This window comes from Mesorhizobium sp. WSM3868 (assembly GCF_002294785.1).
Classification (GTDB): Bacteria; Pseudomonadota; Alphaproteobacteria; order Rhizobiales; family Rhizobiaceae; genus Mesorhizobium.
Window position 1 is genome coordinate 174,119 of the sequence record NZ_NSGB01000005.1, and the last position, 21,600, is coordinate 195,718.

Annotated in this window: 21 protein-coding genes; 9 read left to right on the plus strand and 12 right to left on the minus strand. The window is 62.0% G+C overall.

Annotated elements, in window-relative coordinates:
• Positions 1 to 108 precede the first annotated feature (108 nt).
• The 3 genes from CK221_RS10790 to CK221_RS10800 all read right to left on the minus strand — a co-directional run bounded on the left by CK221_RS10790 (position 109) and on the right by CK221_RS10800 (position 2,105).
• Positions 109 to 726: a uracil-DNA glycosylase family protein gene (locus tag CK221_RS10790; protein WP_095777700.1), complete on the minus strand. Its 618-nt coding sequence runs from the start codon at positions 724 to 726 to the stop codon at positions 109 to 111.
• A gap of 27 nt (positions 727 to 753) precedes the next feature.
• The gene (locus CK221_RS10795) at positions 754 to 1,365 is read right to left on the minus strand and encodes a glutathione S-transferase (protein WP_066992731.1); all 612 of its coding nucleotides are present in this window, start codon (positions 1,363 to 1,365) and stop codon (positions 754 to 756) included.
• 116 nt (positions 1,366 to 1,481) lie between these two features.
• On the minus strand, positions 1,482 to 2,105 hold the full coding sequence (locus CK221_RS10800; protein WP_095777701.1) for a thermonuclease family protein: 624 nt from the start codon (positions 2,103 to 2,105) through the stop codon (positions 1,482 to 1,484).
• 75 nt (positions 2,106 to 2,180) lie between these two features.
• On the opposite strand from CK221_RS10800, the gene CK221_RS10805 reads away from it, so the two are divergent.
• Positions 2,181 to 3,701 carry a HAMP domain-containing sensor histidine kinase gene (locus CK221_RS10805; protein ID WP_095777702.1) on the plus strand — a complete coding sequence of 507 codons (1,521 nt, stop codon included), beginning with the start codon at positions 2,181 to 2,183 and terminating at the stop codon, positions 3,699 to 3,701.
• A gap of 36 nt (positions 3,702 to 3,737) precedes the next feature.
• Positions 3,738 to 4,268: a GNAT family N-acetyltransferase gene (locus tag CK221_RS10810; protein WP_095777703.1), complete on the plus strand. Its 531-nt coding sequence runs from the start codon at positions 3,738 to 3,740 to the stop codon at positions 4,266 to 4,268.
• 43 nt (positions 4,269 to 4,311) lie between these two features.
• On the opposite strand, the gene CK221_RS10815 is transcribed toward CK221_RS10810, so the two are convergent.
• Positions 4,312 to 5,307 (minus strand): nicotinate-nucleotide--dimethylbenzimidazole phosphoribosyltransferase, encoded by a 996-nt coding sequence (locus tag CK221_RS10815; protein ID WP_095777808.1) that lies wholly within the window; start codon positions 5,305 to 5,307, stop codon positions 4,312 to 4,314.
• A gap of 163 nt (positions 5,308 to 5,470) precedes the next feature.
• On the opposite strand from CK221_RS10815, the gene CK221_RS10820 reads away from it, so the two are divergent.
• On the plus strand, positions 5,471 to 5,701 hold the full coding sequence (locus tag CK221_RS10820) for a DUF1289 domain-containing protein (protein WP_066992723.1): 231 nt from the start codon (positions 5,471 to 5,473) through the stop codon (positions 5,699 to 5,701).
• A 28-nt stretch (positions 5,702 to 5,729) separates the two neighbouring features.
• Positions 5,730 to 6,434 carry a TIGR02281 family clan AA aspartic protease gene (locus CK221_RS10825; protein WP_066992721.1) on the plus strand — a complete coding sequence of 235 codons (705 nt, stop codon included), beginning with the start codon at positions 5,730 to 5,732 and terminating at the stop codon, positions 6,432 to 6,434.
• Positions 6,435 to 6,523: 89 nt separating this feature from the next.
• Here CK221_RS10825 and dusA read toward each other — a convergent pair whose 3' ends face one another.
• Positions 6,524 to 7,522 carry a tRNA dihydrouridine(20/20a) synthase DusA gene (gene dusA, locus CK221_RS10830; RefSeq protein ID WP_095777704.1) on the minus strand — a complete coding sequence of 333 codons (999 nt, stop codon included), beginning with the start codon at positions 7,520 to 7,522 and terminating at the stop codon, positions 6,524 to 6,526.
• Positions 7,523 to 7,765: 243 nt separating this feature from the next.
• Between dusA and CK221_RS10835 the strand changes: the two genes are divergently transcribed.
• From CK221_RS10835 to CK221_RS10845, 3 genes are read left to right on the plus strand one after another with little or no spacing between them, the layout of a single operon-like run.
• Positions 7,766 to 9,049 (plus strand): glycosyltransferase family 2 protein, encoded by a 1,284-nt coding sequence (locus tag CK221_RS10835; protein ID WP_245430612.1) that lies wholly within the window; start codon positions 7,766 to 7,768, stop codon positions 9,047 to 9,049.
• Positions 9,024 to 9,716, plus strand: coding sequence for a class I SAM-dependent methyltransferase (locus CK221_RS10840; protein WP_095777706.1), 693 nt, complete (start codon positions 9,024 to 9,026; stop codon positions 9,714 to 9,716). The genes CK221_RS10835 and CK221_RS10840 overlap by 26 nt, the downstream gene beginning before the upstream one ends.
• Positions 9,694 to 10,137, plus strand: a complete 444-nt coding sequence (locus CK221_RS10845) for a GtrA family protein (RefSeq protein WP_066992710.1) — start codon at positions 9,694 to 9,696, stop codon at positions 10,135 to 10,137. The genes CK221_RS10840 and CK221_RS10845 overlap by 23 nt, the downstream gene beginning before the upstream one ends.
• Positions 10,138 to 10,140: 3 nt before the next feature.
• Here CK221_RS10845 and CK221_RS10850 read toward each other — a convergent pair whose 3' ends face one another.
• From CK221_RS10850 to CK221_RS10860, 3 genes are all read right to left on the minus strand, one after another.
• Positions 10,141 to 10,764: a hypothetical protein gene (locus CK221_RS10850; RefSeq protein WP_245430613.1), complete on the minus strand. Its 624-nt coding sequence runs from the start codon at positions 10,762 to 10,764 to the stop codon at positions 10,141 to 10,143.
• Positions 10,751 to 11,914: a hypothetical protein gene (locus CK221_RS10855; RefSeq protein WP_095777810.1), complete on the minus strand. Its 1,164-nt coding sequence runs from the start codon at positions 11,912 to 11,914 to the stop codon at positions 10,751 to 10,753. Before CK221_RS10855 ends, CK221_RS10850 begins: the two co-directional genes overlap by 14 nt.
• A gap of 345 nt (positions 11,915 to 12,259) precedes the next feature.
• Entirely contained in the window at positions 12,260 to 12,562 is a 303-nt protein-coding gene (locus CK221_RS10860; RefSeq protein ID WP_067319945.1) for a DUF982 domain-containing protein, read from the minus strand.
• 293 nt (positions 12,563 to 12,855) lie between these two features.
• On the opposite strand from CK221_RS10860, the gene CK221_RS10865 reads away from it, so the two are divergent.
• On the plus strand, positions 12,856 to 14,313 hold the full coding sequence (locus CK221_RS10865) for an NCS1 family nucleobase:cation symporter-1 (RefSeq protein WP_095777707.1): 1,458 nt from the start codon (positions 12,856 to 12,858) through the stop codon (positions 14,311 to 14,313).
• Between the two features lie 98 nt (positions 14,314 to 14,411).
• On the opposite strand, the gene CK221_RS10870 is transcribed toward CK221_RS10865, so the two are convergent.
• Complete coding sequence (locus CK221_RS10870; protein WP_245430614.1) at positions 14,412 to 15,473, minus strand: peptidoglycan-binding protein; 1,062 nt, start codon at positions 15,471 to 15,473, stop codon at positions 14,412 to 14,414.
• 343 nt (positions 15,474 to 15,816) lie between these two features.
• Between CK221_RS10870 and CK221_RS10875 the strand changes: the two genes are divergently transcribed.
• Complete coding sequence (locus tag CK221_RS10875; RefSeq protein ID WP_095777709.1) at positions 15,817 to 17,070, plus strand: serine hydrolase domain-containing protein; 1,254 nt, start codon at positions 15,817 to 15,819, stop codon at positions 17,068 to 17,070.
• A gap of 118 nt (positions 17,071 to 17,188) precedes the next feature.
• Here CK221_RS10875 and CK221_RS10880 read toward each other — a convergent pair whose 3' ends face one another.
• From CK221_RS10880 to CK221_RS10890, 3 genes are all read right to left on the minus strand, one after another.
• Positions 17,189 to 18,895, minus strand: a complete 1,707-nt coding sequence (locus tag CK221_RS10880; protein ID WP_095777710.1) for a ShlB/FhaC/HecB family hemolysin secretion/activation protein — start codon at positions 18,893 to 18,895, stop codon at positions 17,189 to 17,191.
• A 288-nt stretch (positions 18,896 to 19,183) separates the two neighbouring features.
• Positions 19,184 to 19,723: a DUF1697 domain-containing protein gene (locus CK221_RS10885; RefSeq protein ID WP_095777711.1), complete on the minus strand. Its 540-nt coding sequence runs from the start codon at positions 19,721 to 19,723 to the stop codon at positions 19,184 to 19,186.
• A gap of 17 nt (positions 19,724 to 19,740) precedes the next feature.
• Positions 19,741 to 21,378, minus strand: coding sequence for a CTP synthase (locus CK221_RS10890; protein WP_082953678.1), 1,638 nt, complete (start codon positions 21,376 to 21,378; stop codon positions 19,741 to 19,743).
• Between the last annotated feature and the right edge of the window lie 222 nt (positions 21,379 to 21,600).

The following is a 21,600-nucleotide window of genomic DNA, read 5'->3' on the forward strand; positions in this document are numbered from 1 at the left end:
GGGAAGGCTCCAGCGGAATAGTTTGGCTATAATCCTTTTTATCAGGCCCTTTCACAAGAAAGAAATTCTGCCAATGCCGGCAAAAGCGAGTGATTTCTTGCAAGATGCCTAATTGAGGCGATAGCGGATTTCCGAGCGCAGGAATGGCAGCAAATCCATTTCAAACCACGGATTCTTCTTCAGCCAGCCGGTATTTCGCCATGACGGATGCGGCAGCGGCAGCACTTTCGGCCCGGCTGCAGCATCCCAGACAGCGCGCCAGTTTCTGACCGTTTCCGTCAGCGACGGCCCACGCGCCGTGCCCATGTGCCAGGACTGCGCATAACCGCCGATCGTCAGCACCAGATCGATCTGCGGCATCAGCGCCATCAGATCGGCGCGCCAGGCGGTGGCGCATTCGCGCCGCGGCGGCAGATCGGCGCCCTTGGCGTCCTGGCCGGGAAAGCAGAAACCCATCGGCACGATGGCGAATTTCTCCGTGTCGTAGAACTCGTCGGGGGTGACGCCGAGCCAGTTCCTCAAGCGATCCCCGGAAGCGTCGGTGAACGGCATGCCCGAGATGTGGACTTTCGTGCCCGGCGCCTGGCCGGCAAGCAGGATGCGGGCCTTCGACGATGGCAACAGCACCGGACGCGGCTGATGCGGCAGGGGCCGTCCGCGCGGCTGCTCGACGCAAATGCGGCAAGCCCGCACCTTGGCGGCAAGGCTCTCCAGCGCTTCGCTCATGTCCGGCGGGTTATCCAAAAACAAGCCTCAAGCAGCAGCGCTTGGCCGGCTGGAGAGCGCTGCGTGCCAGCGCAGCACGTTCCCGCATTCCTCAGGCACCTTGATGCGCGCCGGCTTCATGAAATCGATGGCGATCAGCCCGGTGATGTCCGCGACCGAATAGGCGTCGCCGGCGGCAAATTCCCTGTCCGCCAACTCCCGGTCGAGGAGATGCAGGAACTCGATGGCCTTCGGCTTGTTGGCCTCGCCCCACTCTGGGATCTGCGGCACCTCCCATTCCTTCATTGCCGGATGGATGTGCCGGAACGCGGCGGCCACGCAGCTCATCAGGTTTAGCTCCAGACGCCTTTGCCACATCTCCACCAGGGCCTTGCCGAGCGCGCCTGTTCCGAACAGGGCGGGCTCGGGGTGCAATTCCTCGAAATACCGGCAGATGGCGATGGATTCGGTGATGATGGTGCCGTCGTCGAGTTCGAGCACGGGCAGCCGCCGCAGCGCATTGCGCGACGCCACCGGCTCCTCGCGATGCTCCAGCGCGCCCATGTCCACGGGCACCAAAGGGACGGTTAGCCCTTTTTCAGCCAGGAAAACCCGAACCCGCCTGGGGTTGGGCGCCCGGCCGCCATCGAACAGCTTCATTCCAGTCTCCGATCTTCATCCCGATCTTAGGGCGCGCTGCAATGTATGTCGCCCAAAACTGCACAGCGGTTTGGCAAGACCACATGTTGACCAACAGAGCATCACCCGAAGCGGCATCACCAGAAACGAACAAGCTCACGCAGCGCATCGCCGAGCGAAGCCAGTGCGCCGTGCTTCCTTTCGACGGGTTGATTGTGATGGCTGTCGCGCCAGTCCTGCGGCTGATCGAAGGAGCCAGCCCAGATGCCCACCTTGGCAGCCCGCGCGACGGCCTCCTCGGTTTCGAAGTCGCCGAAGGCGACGGCCCATCCGGACTGTACCTGCGCCCGGTTGAGGTCCGTGTCGCCCGCCTTGCAGTCGCCGAGCAACCGGCCGTAGCGGTCGCGCTGCCAGCCGCTGCAGGAGACCGGCCTGTCGGCGATCAGCCGCACCAGCGACTGCCGCGCAAGCCTGCCGCAGGCATAATCGGCCCCGTCCTTGCGGCACGTCTGTGTATATTCCGGCGCGTCGATGCCGCGCATGCGGATGCGCTCGGCGCCAAGCGTGATCGAATCGCCGTCCCTGACGATGGCCGTGCCTTGCTCCTGTCGCGTCTCGAACCGGTCGAGCCGCGCCGCCACCAGGATGGACAGGCCAAGCAGGACCACGGCCAGCCCGTAATCCAGAAGCCTGCGCAAAAGACTTCGCGGAGGCCGCGGAACATAGCGCCGGCGCGGCCTTCGCGACCAGGAACGGCTCATATGGCAAACAGTCTCTTAATCATTCGAACGTAGCTTAACGAACTGAAAATCGCTGCGCGCAGAAATTTAACTTGCATGCCTTTGCTACGCTCGGACACAGCGGACAAATTCATTGTGGACCGCAGGAAACCGCATCGCAACAGCGAAGTGGCTCGCGCGGTGCGCAGGACGCGTGACCGTCTTTCGCAGCAGGCCGGCAGCCTCGATTTCGACCGCGAGCTGCTCAAGCTGCATGCACGCGCCATGGTGGTCAGTGCAGCGGCGATTCCTCTGCTTGTGCTTGTAGTAGCGGCCATCGGCCGCTTCGCTGGCCTGGGCAACCAGGTCGCCGTCTGGGCTCTCTTCACGCTGCTTTGCTACGCCATCGTCACTTTCATGGCGCGGCGCGTCGAGCGCGCGGAAGCGGCCGAGCTCGACCCTGTGCAGACGCGCCGCGATTTCCTGATCGGCCATTCGCTTTGCGGCCTCGGCTGGGCCTGGTTCGCCTGGCTGGGCTGCTCCACATGCCAGGTCGACCAGTTCCATGTCGTCAAGGCCATGGTGCTCCTGGTCGCCATGGCGACGACTGCGGTGATGGCATCATCCCTGGGCGGCGCGCTATTGGCGACCTTCGCCGTTCCCGTCGCGGTCTATGTCTTTGCCGTCCTGCGCCTGTGGATGCCGATCGAAGGGATCATGGCGGCGCTTCTGGTCGCTGCCCTGCCCTTCTTCGGCTACGTCGCGCGCCATCTCAACCAGTCATCCTGGATGCTGCTCTCCTTCCGCTCCGAGAAGGACGCGCTGATCGCCGAGGTGGAGACCGCCAAATCCATGTCCGACGAGGCCAGGCGGCGCGCCGAGGACGCCAATCTGGCGAAGTCGCGCTTCCTCGCCTCGATGAGCCATGAGCTCCGGACGCCGCTCAACGCCATCCTCGGTTTCTCCGAAGTGATGGCCAATGAAGTGCTCGGGCCGATGAACAACCCGACCTATCGCGATTACGCGCATGATGTGCACGAATCCGGCCAGCATCTGCTCGACCTGATCAATGAGATCCTCGACCTGTCGCGCATCGAGGCCGGCCGCTACCAGCTCAACGAGGAGCCGGTGGCGCTGGTGACGATCGTTGAGGATTGCTGCCATATGATGGAACTGAGAGCCCGCAACAAGGACATCCGCGTCATCCAGGAGTTCGAGACCGCGCTGCCGCGCCTGTTCGGCGACGAGCGTGCCATCCGGCAGATCGCGCTCAATCTGCTGTCCAATGCCATCAAGTTCACGCCGTCGGGTGGCGAAGTGCGGGTGCGCGTCGGCTGGACGGCGGGCGGCGGTCAGTACATCTCGGTCAAGGACAACGGTCCCGGCATTCCGGAAGAGGAAATCCCAGTGGTGCTTTCCGCCTTCGGCCAGGGCTCGATCGCCATCAAGAGCGCCGAACAGGGAACGGGCCTCGGCCTGCCGATCGTGCAGGGTCTGCTCGACATGCATGGCGGCGAGTTCGAGCTGCACTCCAAGCTGCGCGAAGGCACCGAGGCCATCGCCATCTTCCCGCTGAGCCGAGTGATGGAGGAATTGCCCGCGCTGCCGACCAAGGCTGTCGCCGCCCGGCGGCGTTGAGTCCTTCGGTCCGATATGACAAAATTGCCGCCTGAGATGACGATCACTGATTGGGATCCAAGCCGCACCGAGATCAAATCGGAACGCCTATCCCTCAAGCTATTTACGCCCGGTGATGCCGAAGAGCTTTACGCCTGTATTACGCCTTCAATCACCCGCTTCATGCAGTGGGAACCGCCACGATCGTCGGCCGCATTTGGCGCGGTCTGGCGGTCTTGGTTAGAACCGATCCTCGATGGATCGGACCTGCATTTCGTTGTGCGGCGTTCGCAAGACGGTCGTTGTCTAGGGCTTGTTGGCCTCCATGCGGCGAACACGGTATCTCCCGAACTTGGAATCTGGCTCAAGGAAGACGCTCAAGGACAGGGCATCGGCCGGGAGGCAATCGCCGCCGTGGTTGCATGGGCGTCGGAGAAACTCGCGCCGGACAGTTTTGACTATCCTGTCGCGGAAAAAAACATCGCTAGCAGAAAGATTGCAGAACGTCTCGGAGGCTCGGTAGTTGGAAGGCGATCCAATCCAAAATATATCGCTGTCGTCTATCGTATTCCCAAGCTCCGGCGTTGACTCCATACCCCGATAACCTGCAGCCGATTTCTGCACACGTTCTTCAGCCACGAACCGCCGCCGCCATGCCAGAACTCGTGAGAGCCGCGGCCTTGACGAGACCGGCGGCAAGTCCAGCCCCAACTCCTTCCCCGTGACTGACAGCAAGATCGAGCAGTGGCTTGAGCCCAAGCCGTTCGGCGACTTTGGCTTGGCCCGGCTCCGGCGACAGGCTGGCGAGCAGGCAGTGGTCGACCGCGGAAGGATCGGCTTTGTGCAGAACCGCGGCGGCAGCCGTCGCGACGAACCCGTCGAGCAGCACAGGAATCTTCTGCATGCGGGCTGCAAGAATGGCGCCGCAGATCGCCGCGAACTCGCGCCCGCCGACGCGGCGCAAGGCTTCGAGCGGATCGCCGAAACCGGCGCCGTGGAAAGCAAGCGCCCGGTCGACCGCTTCGGCCTTGCGCGCCATCATCGCCGTGTCCGCGCCCGATCCAGGGCCAACCCAGTCGGACCCCTTGCCGCCGAAGAGGGCAGCGCTGAGCGCGGCCGCGATGGTTGAATTGCCGACGCCCAGATCGCCAAGGCAAAGAAGATCGGCGCCGCCCGCGACCGCTTCCATGCCGAAGGCCATGGTGGCGGCGCAGCCGCGCTCATCGAGGGCCGCTTCTTCGGTGATGTCCCCGGTCGGAATATCCAGCGCCAGGTCGAAGACCTTCAGGCCGAGATCGTTGGCGATGCAGATCTGATTGATCGCTGCACCTCCGGCGGCGCAGAGTTCGACGGCATTGGCGGTCGCCGAAACCGGCCGCGGCGAGATGGCATGCCGAACGGCACCGTGATTGCCGGCAAAGATCGCCACAAGCGGACGATTGACGGCCGGCGGCGCACGCCCGCTCCAGGCGGCGAGCCATGCCGCGACATCTTCGATCCGGCCGAGCGAAGCTTTCGGCTTGTCGGCCTTGGCAAACAGGGTGCGAACGCGGGTTTCGGCGGCGGCGTCCGCCGGCGGCAGCGTTGCCAGCAGAGTGCGGAAATCGTCGAAAGGCTTTGCGGTCATATCGAATGCGGTCTCTTTGCAGGAACAGGCCAGCGGCATAGCCGCCTTCACCGCCTGGCACAACCGCCCGGCAATGCCGCGAAAGCGCCGGTCGACGGCGCATCGCGAAGGGCTTGCATTGGCGTTGCGGTTGCACCATGTGGAGTGAAGGCAAGAGAACAGCATGACCGCCATCGAGTCTCCCTGCATACTCGTCTGTTCCATCGACATGAAAACCGGCTTCTGTTTCGGTTGCGGCCGCACGCGCGATGAGATCGCCGGGTGGATCGCGATGACGCCGGAAGTCCGGCGTGCAGTCATGGCCGAGTTGCCGGCGCGGCTGGAGACGGTCGAACGCCGGCCCCGCCGCGAGACGCGGCGCGCCCGCATGGCGCGCGAGCGCGGCGTGCTGTGAAAGAGCTGGCTGTGAGAAGGGGTTGGCCATGAATCGCCTGTTCTGGGTCGTCATGCTGGTGATCGGCGCCGGCTTGATCCTGCTGATGATGAATGATTCCGCCGGCCGCACCTTCGGCATCGAGAACAACGATTTCAGCAGGCTGATCTGGGTTGGAGTCCTGGTGGCGGTAATCGGCGCCAGCCTTATTCGCTCTGGCCGGCCGCTCGGTGACATGGCGCGCAACTTCGGCGTCTGGGCGGCAATCGTGCTGGCGCTGATCGCCGGCTACCAGTACCGCTACGAGCTGCAGGATGTTGTCAGCCGCGTCACCGCCGGCCTTGTTCCGGGAAGCCCCTTGGCGCTTGGCGTCGATAGTGGCCGTGCCACCGTGACGCTCGACAAGGCCGGCAATGGCCATTTCGAGGCGCGAATCCTCGTCAACGGCAGGCCGGTGCGCACGGTGGTCGACACCGGCGCGACCAGCACGGTGCTGACGGCGGAGGACGCCCAGGCGGCCGGCTTCAACCCAGCGGCGCTCAGCTACACCGTGGACGTCTCGACCGCCAACGGCATGGCGCGTGCGGCAACGGTCAGGACCGACGAGATGGCGATCGGCGGCATCGTGCGCAAGGATATGCCGGTGATGGTCGCGGCGCCCGGCATGCTCGAGCAAAGCCTGCTGGGCATGAACTTCATCGGCTCGCTGTCGGGCTTCGAGGTGCGGGGTGACCGGATGATCCTGCGCGACTAGATCCTCGGTTTTCTGCCCGGAATTGCGTCTAGACAAACGCATCGAGCGGTTCGCCGTTTCTGTGGAACGGTGAAAACCGCCGATCCGCCTCAAGCGGCTTCGGTTTCCGCCGCCGCGAAATCTATTGCCGCGAACGCCGTCTTCAGCACCTCTGGCCCGGCGCCGGGTCTGTTGGCGTCGGTGGACAAAATCTGCCGGTAGCGGCGCGCGCCCGGGAGACCGTGGAACAGCCCGACCATATGGCGCGTGACATGGCCGAGCCGTCCGCCCTTCTCGATGTGGCGCGCGGCGTAAGCGGCCATGGCGTCCATCAGCGCCGCGTGGTCGAAAGCGACCGGCGCCTCGCCGTAAAATGTGGCATCGATCCCGGTGAGGATGCCGGGCGTATGATAGGCCGCGCGGCCGAGCATGGTGCCGTCGACATAAGCGAGGTGCGCCTCTGCCTCGTCAAGAGATTGAATGCCGCCGTTGATGCCGATGAATTGGTTGGCCTTCCTGGCCTTAAGCCGATAGACGCGCGGATAGTCGAGCGGCGGGATCTCGCGGTTTTCCTTGGGACTAAGCCCCTCCAGCCACGCCTTGCGGGCGTGCACCCAGAGCGCATCGGTGCCGGCCGTCAGCACGCCGTCTGCGAGCGTGTCGAGAGCGGGTTCGGGGTCCTGGTCATCGACGCCGATGCGGCATTTGACCGTGACGGGGATTGTCACCGCCGCCTTCATCGCCGCTATGCATTCGGCGACCAGCACCGGCGTCTTCATCAGGCAGGCGCCGAAAGTGCCCGACTGGACGCGGTCGGACGGACAGCCGACATTAAGATTGATTTCGTCGTAACCGAACGCCTCGCCGATCACCGCCGCTTCGGCAAGCTTTCGCGGATCCGAACCGCCAAGCTGAAGCGCAACCGGATGCTCGGCACCGTCGAAGCCGAGCAGGCGCTCGCGTGCGCCATGGATGACGGCGTCCGCCACCACCATTTCCGTGTAGAGCAACGCGCGACGCGTCAGCTGACGGTGAAAGAACCGGCAATGCCGGTCCGTCCAGTCCATCATTGGTGCTATGGCTATTCTGAAATCTTGATACTTCGACATTTTTTGTTGTTTCAAAAATGTTGGGCCACGTCGTGTGCGCTCTTTTCCCCACGAGACGCCCCTTTGTCCGGTTTCCGATGCGTCGGTGCACACGGAGCGCACACGAATTGGACACCTTCCCTAAACTAAAATCCGGCTCTTGGAGAGCCCAGGTTCGTCACGGGCATCTCAAGGAAAGGTTTTTGCGCCGCAGGAACGCCGAGATCGGCGCACGATGCAGCGCCGGACCGAGAAGTCGCATCGTTGGTAGTCGCGAGATGGGTAGCTGTTCCGCGATCTGGTGGCGCTCCATCGCCCGGTCCTGAAAAAGATGGGCATCAAAATCCTCGATCCAAGGACTTCTGTCGGTACCCGGTTAGATTCAACCGAACGTTGCGCGCCTTTTTTGGGCGAGGAACAGCGCCATTTCTTCCGCAATTAGCGCCTGCTTATGGAACTTTCTGGCCTGTGTTCCATTGCAATCGCATGCAAGAATCTGTCCAGCGGATCCGGACGCGGGCACCGTCCCTACGCTACTCATTGGTGCTGCCGATATACAATGAGGAGGAGGTGTTGCCCCGGCTGGTCGAGCGGATCAGCGCACTGACCGCAAAACTGGACGGAGACACCGAAGTCATCTTCGTCGACGACGGAAGCAGCGATCGAAGCGTCAGCTATTTGCGCGGCATGGTCGCCGCCGATCCGAGCTTCCGCCTGATCGAGCTCTCCCGCAACTTCGGCCACCAGATCGCCATCAGCGCCGGCATGGAAGCGGCCTCCGGCGAGGCCGTCATCGTCATGGACGCTGACCTGCAGGATCCGCCTGAGGTCGTTCTCGACCTGGTGGCGAAGTGGAAGGACGGATTCGAAATCGTCTACGCAAGGCGCGTCAGCCGCAAGGGCGAAACCTGGTTCAAGCGCTTTACCGCCAGCCTGTTCTATCGGCTACTGGAGAGGATGACACCGGTCGAGATCCCGCGCGATGTCGGCGACTTCCGCCTCGTCGGCCGGAAGGCGCTGGACACGTTCAAGCGCATGCCGGAGCACGACCGCTTCGTCAGGGGCATGTTCGGCTGGATGGGTTTCAAGCAGGCGGCGGTGCCGTTCGAGCGCCCGGCGCGGACGCTTGGTGAAACCAAATACCCGTTCTGGAAGATGATGCGGCTTGCCATCCATGGCATCATCGGCTTTTCGGAGCGGCCTCTGCAACTGGTGCTGTTGACCGGGTTGGCCATTTCCGCTCTCGCCCTGGCGTTCGGCGCATACGCAATCCTGGCCTGGATCCTGGAAACCGGCGTGATTGCCGGCTGGACATCCACGGTGGTGATCGTGTCGCTGCTAATCGGCATCAATCTTTTCATGACCGGCGTGATGGGCCTTTACGTCGGCAGCATCCATGCCGAGGTCAAACGGCGCCCGCTCTATGTCGTCGAAAGGCTGAGTGGCTTCGATCGGCCGATGCGCGTCGCCTCCCGCGACAAGCGCGCTTCGTTTCGCAAGTCCAGGAACGGGGTCACGGCGGATGTCCGAACTCTTCGACAGCTATAGGTCCAGCTACAGTGAGGCAGTCGAGGGCTCGATCCGGTTCTCCGGGCTGCGGCATGATTTCTTCCTGCGTGCCAAGGCCGAGCTTCTGCGACGACTGGTCCTCGAGCAGGACCTCCGGCGGGGCGGCGCAGGCGTGCGCGCGCTCGACGTCGGTTGCGGCGTGGGCTCGCTTCATCCGTATCTCGCCGATGTCTTCGATCGACTTGACGGCTGCGACGTGTCGAAGGAGTCCCTCGCGCGTGCCAGCGCTGAGAACCCGCACGTCGCATACAGCGTGTGCAACACCTCACGCTTGCCTTACGCGGACGGCATGTTCGACCTGGCCTTCGCCAGTTGCGTCGTCCACCACGTGCCGCCTGCGTCGTGGCTGGGTTTCATCCGCGAGATGCGGCGCGTCGTTCGGCGAGGCGGACTTGGCTGCATCATCGAGCACAATCCCTACAACCCGCTGACCCGTATGGCGGTGTTGAGATGTCCGTTCGACAAGGACGCCGTCCTGCTTCGCGCTGGCAAGGCGGCATCGCTGCTTGAGCAGGCGGGCTTCCGCGACGTGCACTGCGAGCATTTTCTGCTCCTGCCGTCGGCCAAGCCGCTTGCCCGGAAACTGGAAGGCGCACTCGCTTGGCTGCCGCTCGGAGCGCAGTATGCCTGTGTCGCCCGCGCCTGAGAATCGTCGCGTCGCCGGCACGAAGCTCCTGGGGCGCTTCGCTTCAGTCGGCCTTGTCGCCACAATCCTCTATGCTGTCCTGACTACAATCTTTGCCCAATCGAACTGGCTCGGGCTCGCGCCCGTCGAAGCCTCGCTCGCCGCTTACGCGGCCGCCGCCCTGTTTTCCTATCTGGCGCACAAATCCTTCACCTTCATGTCGGCCGGCTCGCACCGGTCACAGGCGCCGCGTTTCGTATTGCTGACGATTGCCGGCCTCGCTATGGCTTACGCGGCACCGTACCTGCTGACGGTGACATTCGGCCTGCCGCTCGCCGTTCCCGTTCTCCTCACTTCCTTGGCCATCCCAGCGCTTAACCTTCTTGTGCTCGATCGCTGGGTCTTTGCAGAGCGCCGCCTGCGCGATGACGGGCCGTCCTGAGGATCAAAGCGTGTCCAACCGAAAAGATCTCAGCTTGATGGCGCGGTTGTAGATGTTGCTCGCATCGGCGCTTTGCGGAATGCCGTCGGGATACTCGATGGCCATGTCCAGTGTCGGCTTGCCAGCCAGCACGGCGTGCGGAATGACGAAGGACACAGTTGTCGCCACATCGCCCGACAGCGTCCCCCGATACACCTCGGTCCCATTGGCCGACACGACGATCCTCTGCCAGGTCTGCGGCGGGCGAATAACGGCTGCCATTTCCAGCGTTGCCCGAAGCCCGTCGCGGAGCGGCGGCAGGGTAAGGCGCAGGCGAGAGCTCTCGCCCAGCGAATGGGTGCCGTCCGCCACTGGCCCCGACCAGCCGCAGACCATCATGGTGGTTGCTTCCCGGGCGCCGTCGGAGCGGAACGATACGGTCCGGCCTGGCGTGTAGCGCCCCACGGCGTCCCGGTTGAGGCATGTGGTGGTCTTGTCAATGTAATAGGCGCGGTAATCGTCGTTGACATTCGGGCTGAGGGCAAGCGCCAGGATGGCGATCTCGGCTGCCGCAAGCGCGCCCGCCAGCGCGTAGCCGGCACCCAGGATTACCGGCCTGGTCGATTCCGTCAGCTCAGACCAGCGCAAGATAGCCTCCAAGCCAGGCCACGGTCATGAAGTAGCAGGTGAAGAGGAAGACAATCAGCGCAGCGACCAATGTCGCCTTCGAGCCCGACAACAGCACCGCCGTCAGCATCGTCAGCGGCGCGAGGCCGACGACATAGCGGACCATCGAAGCCAGATTCGAGGTCAAAGGCAGGATGATGGACATGGCGCAGAACAGGGCCGCGCCAATTTGCCTGCGCGCCGCGAGCACCGCCGCCAGCGCCAGTCCCACGATTGCCGTCGACGCGCTCCATTGCGGCGCACTGGGCCACCAACCGGCCCCGGGGTGATAGGACAGCCCCGCCCAGAGGAACAGCAGCGGGTTGCCGGCCACGCGCCCGAACGCGCGCTGGACATGCACGAAGGCAAAGCCGTCCCCGACCGTGACGTAAAGGTAGACCATGTAGGCGAACAGGCCGGCGGGCGAGATGAGTATGGCGATGATGAGATCCGGCCGGCCGAGCAGCCAGCGTGGGAAGCCGATGGCCGATCCGCCCTTGGCGCGATGCTCCTCGAACATGCGAATGACGATCGCGAACACGGCCAGCACGCCGACGACCCGCGTTGCCGAGAGCAGCGCGCAGGACAGCCCCGCGGCGAGATGGTTCGAGCGTTTGAGCGCCAGGAAGAGGCAGGACGTCAAAAGCACGAAGAGCGGCTCGGTGAGGAAGGTGGCAAAATAGAACGAGAACGGGCCGCTCAGCAGGAAGGCGCAATAAAGCACATAGGCCCGAATGTTCCTGTCCATGAGCGGCCATGCCACCAGGCACGAGAGATAGCCGCACGCCAGCGATGCCGCCGTCGCAATCGCGATCGTGGAGAAGGGCAGAATCGTGCGGACCGCCGCCACCAGCATCGGATAAAGCGGAAAGAACCCCCAGCGCCCGACATTGCTGCGGCCAGGAATAGGAAAGCGCTCATAGCCCTGTTCGGAAATGCCGACATACCAGGAGCAATCCCATTTGCAGAAGGCGCGGGCATAGGCCGCAAGGCTCGGATCCGGCGACACCGATGCGAATGCGGCGTAGCGGATGGCAAGACCGCTCAACAAAAACAGCAGCGGCACTGCCGCCACCGCGATCACCGTGGGGCGCATGCCGCTCTTCGCACGCGCCACATCTTCAACCGCCAAATCCGCCTCCAACCGTCCGGATGGCATCCGCGTCGGGGCCGGCGTCCCTGGCCAACACGCCTCGCCGTTCGACACTGCATACCTAAAGGGGCGGTGGGATTTTTAGTTCCGCTGCACGATATTCCGGCCGTCATGCATCCGGTGGACAATCTGCCGGTAGAGGCCGCCGCAGGCGATAGAACAGTCCGGCGTGTGACACGACCAGCCGCTGGCCCCGGTGGAAGCCTCCCTCACACGCTCTTTCAGGGAGAATTGAAACGAAGCAACTCGTGCCAGTAAGCACACAACACCACCGAGACGTCGGCCTCGGGCCGACGTCTGATGCTGCCGAAGGATTCGAACGTGCTAGCGCCTTAGAGCGTAGACATTGTCCATCGAAACGCCACCCAGAGGCAGCGCCATCTCGTCGTCGAGAATCCGAGTGATGCGGGCAAAGCCGACAAAAGCCTTTCTCGCCTCCTCAGCCGACATCTTGCCAGCCATAGCTGCCGAGCAGCAATTCACGGCGCATTGATAAACGGGGCCGCGCCTCCCCGTTGGCCACTTCCGCAGGAACACCATCGCTTCGGAGACGCTGTCGACTTCCTCCAAGGGGTATCCCTGCCCACGCGCGATCCGCACTGGGGTAAAGAAATGCAAGCGATCCATCACTATCCTCCCGGTCGACCGCAAAGCGGCCGAACCCGCATAAACGCATGTCCAGGGGTTTGGTTCCGCACAATTTTGGTTGCTGGTCGAAAAAGTTCGGAACCGGACAGGGCGCGATTGGCAAGCCGACTCAAGTAAGGCGATTCCTGTTTTGGCGCGACGAGAAGCGCGATTCTCATTGAATGACTTTAAGGCCAAAGCCGGCAAATGGATTGCTTGTCGGCTCCCCAGCGGCAGGCTTACCCTCACCAGTTAACGTGGGTCGCCGCGTTTTGCAAAAGGGGACAGTTGCAATGACTATACAAGGCGCTTCGCCGGACCTCTACAACGAGGATCTGGCTCCGGCAACAGTCAGGAACTGGGGGCCGTTTTCAATCTTCAACGTCTGGACTTCCGACGTCCACAGCCTCTGGGGCTATTATCTCGCCGCGAGCCTTTTTCTGTTCTGCGGCGGCTTCGTCAACTTCATCATCGCCATCGGCATCGGCTCGCTGATCATCTACTTCCTGATGAACCTTGTCGGCTATGCCGGCGTGAAGACCGGCGTGCCCTACCCTGTGCTTGCGCGCGCCTCCTTCGGCATCTGGGGTGCCAACGTTCCGGCGCTGGTGCGCGCCGTCATCGCCTGCTTCTGGTATGGCGCGCAGACTGCCGCCGCGTCGGGCGCGATCGTCGCGCTGCTGACGCGGCTGCAGTGGTTCGACGAGTTCAACAGGACCTCGCATCTGCTCGGCCATTCCACGCTGGAGGTGATTTGCTTCGTCGTCATCTGGGCGCTGCAGCTTTTGATCATCCAGAAGGGTATGGAAACGGTGCGCCGCTTCCAGGACTGGGCCGGACCCGCCGTTTGGGTGATGATGCTGATCCTGGCGATCTATCTCTGCGTCAAGTCGGGCACCTTCGCCTTCACCAGCGATATTCCGATGGACGTGCTGCTCGACAGGACCAAGGATGCCGGCGTGCCAGGCGAGCCGGGTTCGTGGACCGCACTGTTCGCGGTGGCGGCAATCTGGGTAACCTACTTTTCGGCGCTCTACCTCAACTTCTGCGACTTCGCCCGCTACGCGCCCAACAACGCGGCGCTGCGCAAGGGCAACATCTGGGGCCTGCCGGTCAACCTGATCCTGTTCTCGCTGGTCGCCGGCGTCACCACGATCGCCGCCTACGACGTCTATCACGAGGTGCTGCTCCACCCCGACCAGATCTCGGCCAAATTCGACAGCTGGTTCCTGGCGGCCCTTGCCGCGCTGACCTTCGCGGTGGCGACCCTGGGCATCAACGTCGTGGCGAACTTCGTCTCGCCGGCCTTCGACTTCTCCAACGTCTTCCCGCGTCAGATCGACTTCAAGAAGGGCGGCTATATCGCGGCGCTGATCGCGCTGGTGCTCTATCCGTTTGCGCCGTGGGAAGGCAGCGCTGCCTCCTTCGTCAACATCATCGGCGCAACGATGGGGCCGATCTTCGGCGTGATGATGGTCGACTATTATCTGATCCGTAAGGGCGAGGTCGACGTCAACGCGCTCTACCGCGAAGATGGCGAGTTTCGCTTCCAGGGCGGCTGGCACGTCAACGCCTTCATCGCCGCCGGCATCGGCGCGATCTTCTCCTCGATCCTGCCCAACTTCACCAACTGGCTGCCGTCCTGGTGGGGCGTCTATGGCTGGTTCTTCGGGGTCGCGATCGCGGGCGCCGTCTACTATGTGCTGCGCACAATGGCGCTCGGCGCCGGCGCACGCATGGCCAAGGCTTAACACAGTCGGGGCGGCGAAAGCCGCCCCATTTGCTTCGTCTCACTTGCCCACCATCTCGGGCCAGCCAATGCGGGGTCCTTGCGCTCGAAAAAGTTGCGTCAGGGCAGTTCGAGCTCGGGCTCAATGATGTAGATGGTAGGATCCGTTTCTTCAGGAGACACGACGACCACGTCCTTGCCTGTTGCGTCTATATAGCCGTCCGTAACAGCAAAGCCCGCCATAAGCTGGTCGTCCGTGAGAGGATACCAGGAACCGAATTCGTGAGAGTAAGAAGCGATAGCCAACCTTGCCAAAATCGCGTTGTTATATAGATCGACCTCGTAGTCCTCAGAAAATTTTCCGGCCGAGTATCTCTTATAGCCATCGATATAAGGATCGCGAGAATTCTTACCTCGATACTTGTCGACAATGGCGCCGACGGTGACCTTATCCTTGCTGCCATTAAAGTATATTTTTCGTAGCAGGAATCCCCAAGCGCCTACTCCGTACTCCGGGGCCTCATATATGGCAGTTTGATTTCCATGACGATCCGGCAACGTGCATCCCATATATCCGTTCATGCTGTCTCTCTGCCAATTGGAGATGTTGATGGCACCCGGATTGTTGGTTCGGAGAGCTCTTCGAGTAAGCGTATTTGACGAGTCGTAGTCGGCGTCCGGTTGGCCGCTGAAGAAGTTGCCAAGGCCGGCCAGGCTTCTGAAGTCGAATTGAGTGCCTTGCGCATATTTCGCATCGTCACGAAAAGGCGGATCCAGACGGCGCATGATGTTCGTGTCCCAAAACGGCAACCCCAGCGCTTTGCCGGTCCGAATGCTCACGACACCGTCAGCGGTTATCCCATGCGCCGCCTGGAAGGCCTTCGTGGCGCTCTCTGTTTGCGGGCCAAACAATCCATCAACATCGGAAGAGTAAAACCCTTTGTCCTCGAGCACGCATTGAAGGAGCGCGACCCTGCGATCAGGAACCTGGCTTTTGGTCAATTGAAACACCGGATCCTGCGATCCGCCGGCTGCCCGCCGAACACCGGCAAAGGCGACGAGAAACGGCAGGGTTGAGCTTGCGAGCACGTGCCTTCGTGTCACCGGAAAGGTGGAAGTCTCCGATACTTTCGCAAGAATTCCCGCTTGTCGCTTCTGACCAAGATATTCGAAGTCGAACATCGCCATTCTCCAAGCCGCCGAGCACCATTTGCTGGCACTAACGCCGTGCTTAGCTAGGCGAGTTCTGCCAAAGCGCTCCACGCCCAGCGATACACCTTGGCTCCGGACCTCATCTTATCGTATCTTTGCCTCGGAACGTAGCTTATGCGGAGGGCGCAAGTTGGAGAGGCGAGTTCCCGTCCGGGTTGAGAATGTTTGTTTAGACGAACTTGCGCTCGCCAACCAACGCCGGCGCTGTGCGCTTCCCCGCCAAGAGCTCCAAAACGCCCTGCCCCCGACTTTTCGATCCTTAACTGCTCACCATGATGTTCGTCCGACCTTTTTCTAAATGTGGAGAATGGCAATGGAAGAGAATGGGTTTCGTCTGATCGTCCGCTGCATCGGTTCCGTCGCCCTGTTTGCTTTTTCCTCCCAAAACGCATTCGCAACCGATAGCGCGCGATGCGTTGCGAACATCGAAAAAGTGATTGCCGATGGGTCGGTTCCGGCGAAGGCAACGCCGCTGCCCTCGGAGCTCAGCGCGAAGCTTGACGCTGCGGTTCGATCCGCGCTGCCCAAGACGGCGGCACCAGGTGTCATCGTCGGCGTGGTGACACCTTCCGGAACATGGAAGGCGGCGTATGGCAAGGCCGACCCTTCCGCCGGCACACCCATGGCTGTGGGGATGCACACGCGCATAGGTTCAGTTACCAAGACATTCACCGGCACGGCGATCATGCAGCTGGCCGAAGCTGGGAAGCTGTCGCTTGACGACAAGATCCAGAAATACGTGCCCGGCATCCCCAATGGCGATCGGATCACGCTCCGCCAGCTCGCCGATATGACCAGCGGCATTGCGAGCTATACCCAAAGTGCAAAATTCCAGGATGTCTTGTTCTCCAAGCCTCAAACGATCTTCACGCCCAAGGAGCTGGTAGCCATCGGCGTGGCAGAATCGCCTCTCTTCGAGCCCGGAGCCTCGTTCAACTATTCGAACACCAACACGATCCTGCTCGGCATGGTCATGGAGCAGGTTACTGGAAAGACCGTCGGCGAGGTTTTCAAGGAGCAGATCTTTGATCCGCTGAAGCTCAAGAATACGTCCTGGCCGGGCGACTCGGTGGATTTGCCGGTGCCCTATGCTCAGGGCTTTACCCTGCAGGGGGATTTTGCCAAGCCGGATGCACCAAGCAACGCGACGAACTGGAACCCATCCTGGGGATGGACTGCAGGGGAACTGATTTCCAATATCGACGATTTGCTGGTTTATGCTCGGGCACTGGGCACCGGGAACGGCTTGCTGGGGGCAGCTGCGCAGAAGGAGCGGCTGACCTTCCCGGGCGCGGCCGGCTACGGGATCGGCGTCGGTTGCATCGGCGGCTGGGTGGGCCATACGGGCGAGCTGCCAGGCTACAACACGACCTTGTTTTACAAGGCAGGTGCGGACATAGCCGCCGTGGTCCAGACCAACAGCGACATTGCCTCCGGCGATTGCAAGGCGGAGCCGACGCTGACCGACGATCCACGCGACACGGTCTGCTCTTCGCCTGCAACGCGTGTATTTGTTGCGGTTTCAGAGGCTCTTGGCCAGCCCTATACGCCGCCCAACCCCCACTGAATGCCCGATGAGAGCCGAGACGGCTCGACAATTTTGCAGCGGCTCACCCGTTGTGAGCCGCTCCGTCTCCTCGTTTGAAGGACGGCGGAACTCTGTGTCGGGCTTTCCCGGCATCGCTCTAATATGAACCGATGAGTTGGAACAGGAATCGCGTGCCGGTATCGGCCAGCTCTTGGCTGTGTTGGAACGGTATTGCGACTATCGCCCTTGCATTGAGGTGTTGTCCGAAAGAAGCTGCCACCCCCACCCCGGCCGAGCCCAGTTCTGCCTCGGTGTAATCCACGCCCGTGTCGTGGTTCCAGATCGCGCCATAGTCGACGAAGGCAAACACGTTCATATTCGAGAAGGGCGAAGATTCCGGGAGTTGGATGTTTCGCCCCAGTTCCAGCGCGGAGGCTATCCCACTGTCGCCGGAAGCCGCCGAGCCGTCGAAGGCCAGCCCATAGGGATCGCCGCCGAGCACGAGTTGCACCGCCGATGGAAGCACCGTGGGCGCATACTGGGCAGCGACGCGAAGACGAATGGTGGTGAGCGAGACGATCTCCTTGCGCAGGTCGAGATCGGCGCGGAAAAACCGATAGTCGTCGGGAACGCCTTCACGCGGCGCATGGGGGTTGCTGCTGTCGCTCGCGCCAAGGGCGTCGAGACCTTGGCCGAAAGTGCCGGTCAACGAAATGGCGCCCTTGTCCAGCTCGCCGATATAGTTCAGGGACGTTGCCAGCCATCGCAGGTCTTCGTCCGTCGCCCTTTGCCCGCTAGCGTCCAGCGAGTTGTCTTTGAAGTTCAGCTCAATCCGGCCAAAAAGACTATGATCGATTGTCCGCAGGAAGGGGTAGTTGGCATAGACTGTCCCGAAGGTCGACTGAATATCGAGTTCGAGGGGCCCGAGATCGCCGCCGGGTTCGGAAGATACATGGCCGAGGCTGTAGCCCACGTGCAATCCGTCATACCCTACCGGAACATCCTGCGAGCCGAGAACGAATTTGAGCTCGTCCGGGCTGGCGGGAATGGTGACCCCAACGATTTTCGTCGCATCAAACAGCCTCAGCGCATCGTTTAAGGTACCGGTGCCGGTCAGCTGGTACGGACCGACCGCGTCGCTGCCAAAATTATCGAATATCCCTGTTGCGCTGGCACGGTTGAAGCTGATGTCCAACTTCAGATCCCCGCCCGCCGAGGGCGTTTCGGGACGCGTGAAGACGCCTTCAATCGTCAGGCCGGCAAGGTCGCTCATCAACAGCAGTACGCGCTCGGCTTCCTTGATGCGGATCGGACGCATGGCGACGATGCGATCGATATAGGGCCGCAGACGTTCCTCGACGTTGGGCACGGCACTCTTGATGGTGACCTTTCGCACGTAGGATTCATACAGAATGATGACCACGTTACCGGAAGAGACGTCCTGCTTGGGCACGACCGCCCACGAGAAATATCCTTCCCGCTGGTAGATGGCGTCGATCCTCTCCGCGATCGCGTAGACTTCTGCGAGGCTGATCCTTTTGTTCAGATCCCCGGCCCAGGCAGCTCGAAGTGTTTCATTTGCGACCGTGACGGCGCCTCGAACGGTTACCGATCGCAATATGAACTTTATTTTTCGAGCCGCGGCGGGCGGGGTTTCCTTGCGGGCATCGGAAACCGAAAGATCGATCGTGCCGGGCTTCCGCGGGGCCGAGTAGCGCCGGATGATTTCGTTCTGATCTGACACCACCGAACCAATTTGATCGGAGATCGTCTGAGCCTCCGTTGGCCCGACGGTCAGGGCCCAGGCAGCAAGAATCGCAAGAATAACGATCGTCGGCTGCACGAGCGCGAGCAGCTCAGGCAATGCTTTGCGGCTAGGCACTTGTAAGCCTGGCTGAGACTTGCTCACAAACTCACGATGCCCCCTGACATGTAGACTTGAGCAAACCTTATCAAATCTCCCGTTTTGCGCCAGCTTCTCGAAAGGAGAATCATCTCCAGATTGCGTGAAGGTGTTTCTCAGCGGCCTTTCATCGGAACGGTCGCCTGCCTCAGATTTCGGTGAACGATCGAGGAATCGGATTCGCCCTGCTCCGGCGCGGAGGGTTGAGACTTGAGTAGTCGGGGCGGCGAAAGCCACCCTTATTTCAACCTATTTGGCGACCATCTCGGACAGTCTGCGCACCGTGTTCCAGTTGCGCGATGTGCCGATCCCCATGCGCTTGTGGTTTGCTGCGGCGAGCAGCCGCGAGCTTGGCCGCTCGCGCGAAAAGACGACCCAAATATCGCCGTCGACCGACAGCACCTTCTCGTCCGCGGCGGCATAGGCTGTAAGAGCCGCTGCGGCTTCTTCAGGCGCCGGCCGGCGCATCACCCGCACCGCAACCTGATCGCCGGCTTTTGCCGATTCGTCCGGGAACGGATTGGCGGCAGCAAGCTTCAGCCAGTCTCCGGCACCGCGCACGATGATATCGACATGGCGGCCGAAAGTCTCTTCGAAGGCCTTTTCCAGCCGCCGTTCGAGACCGGAAACGCTGGCCGTCCGCGCCTCGAAGACCAGATTACCCGTGGCGACCAGCGTGCGGACGTTTTTCAGCCCGATGGCTTCGGCCATCGCCTTGAGCTCGGACATGACAACGCGCCGCCCCTCGCCCAGGATGATGCTGTAGAGCAGCGCGACGTAAGTTCGCATGGTCGCCGGCCGATCGTTCAGACCAGCCGCGACTGCTCCACCGCCGCTTCGATGAAGCTTGCAAACAGCGGGTGCGGCTCGAGCGGGCGGCTCTTCAGTTCAGGGTGGTACTGCACGCCGATGAACCAGGGATGGTCGGGATATTCCACCGTCTCCGGCAGCACCCCGTCTGGCGACATGCCGGCAAAGACCAGGCCGCAATCCTCAAGCCGCTGCTTGTAGTCGATGTTCACCTCGTAGCGGTGCCGGTGGCGCTCGGAGATCTGCGTGTCGCCGTAGATCTCGGCGATCTTCGATCCCTTGGCGAGGTCGGCTTGATAAGCGCCGAGGCGCATGGTGCCGCCGAGATCGCCGGTAGCCCTGCGCTTCTCCAGCATGTTGCCCTTCAGCCATTCCGTCATCAGGCCGACCACCGGCTCCTCGGTCGGGCCGAATTCGGTGGAAGAGGCATGCTCGACGCCGGCGAGCGACCGCGCAGCCTCGATGCAGGCCATCTGCATGCCGAAGCAAATGCCGAAGTAAGGCACCTTGCGCTCGCGCGCGAACTTCGCGGCCAGGATCTTGCCCTCGGATCCGCGCTCGCCGAAACCGCCGGGAACGAGGATGCCGTGCACCTTCTCCAGCCACGGCGTCGGGTCTTCCTTCTCGAAGATCTCGCTCTCGATCCAGTCGAGCTTGACCTTGACGCGGTTGGCAAGCCCGCCATGCGACAGCGCCTCGATCAGCGATTTGTAGGCGTCCTTGAGGCCGGTGTATTTGCCGACGACGGCAATCGTCACCTCGCCTTCCGGATTGTGGATGCGGCTGGAGAGCGCCTGCCACGGCTCCATCCGCGGCTTCGGCGCCGGATCGATGCCGAAGGCGGCAAGCACCTCGGAATCCAGCCCTTCCTTGTGATACGCCATCGGCACGTCGTAGATGTGCGGCACGTCGAGCGCCTGGATGACGGCGCTCTCGCGCACATTGCAGAACAGCGATAGCTTGCGGCGCTCTTCCTTGGGGATCGGCCGGTCGGCGCGCACCAGAAGGATGTCGGGCGCGATGCCGATGCCGCGCAATTCCTTGACAGAATGCTGCGTCGGCTTGGTCTTCAATTCGCCGGCGGTAGGGATGTACGGCATCAGGGTGAGATGCACATAGACCGCGTTGTTGCGCGGCAGGTCGTTGCCGAGCTGGCGAATCGCCTCCAGGAACGGCATCGCCTCGATGTCGCCGACAGTGCCGCCGATCTCGCACAGCACAAAGTCGTAATCGTCATTGCCTTCAAGGACGAAATGCTTGATCTCGTCGGTGACGTGCGGGATCACCTGCACGGTCGCGCCGAGATAGTCGCCGCGCCGCTCGCGCTCGATGATGTTCTTGTAGATGCGGCCGGTGGTGATGTTGTCCTGCTGGTTGGCCGAGCGGCCGGTAAAACGCTCATAATGGCCGAGATCGAGATCGGTCTCGGCGCCGTCGTCGGTCACGAACACTTCGCCGTGCTGATACGGCGACATCGTTCCGGGGTCGACATTGAGGTATGGATCGAGCTTCTTGATCCGCGCGCGATAGCCACGCGCCTGCAGAAGAGCCCCAAGAGCTGCTGCAGCGATGCCCTTTCCGAGTGAGGAAACCACGCCGCCTGTGATGAATACATATCGCGCCATGGGAGTCATCGCTTAACGCGGCCTGATTGATTCCGCCAGAGAAAAAACCGCCGCGAAGGCTTTTTCCCAAAATGGCGCTGGTGTTCGGATGGGCATTTCTCTGAAGCATGCCGCCCAAAACTGTGCAGTGGTTTTGGGAGAACGGCAGGCATCGGAACAGAAACTCGAAAGCGCGGCACCAGCGTCTTTCAACGCGACGCGCTTTGATCAAAGAAAAAGGGCCGGTGGTGC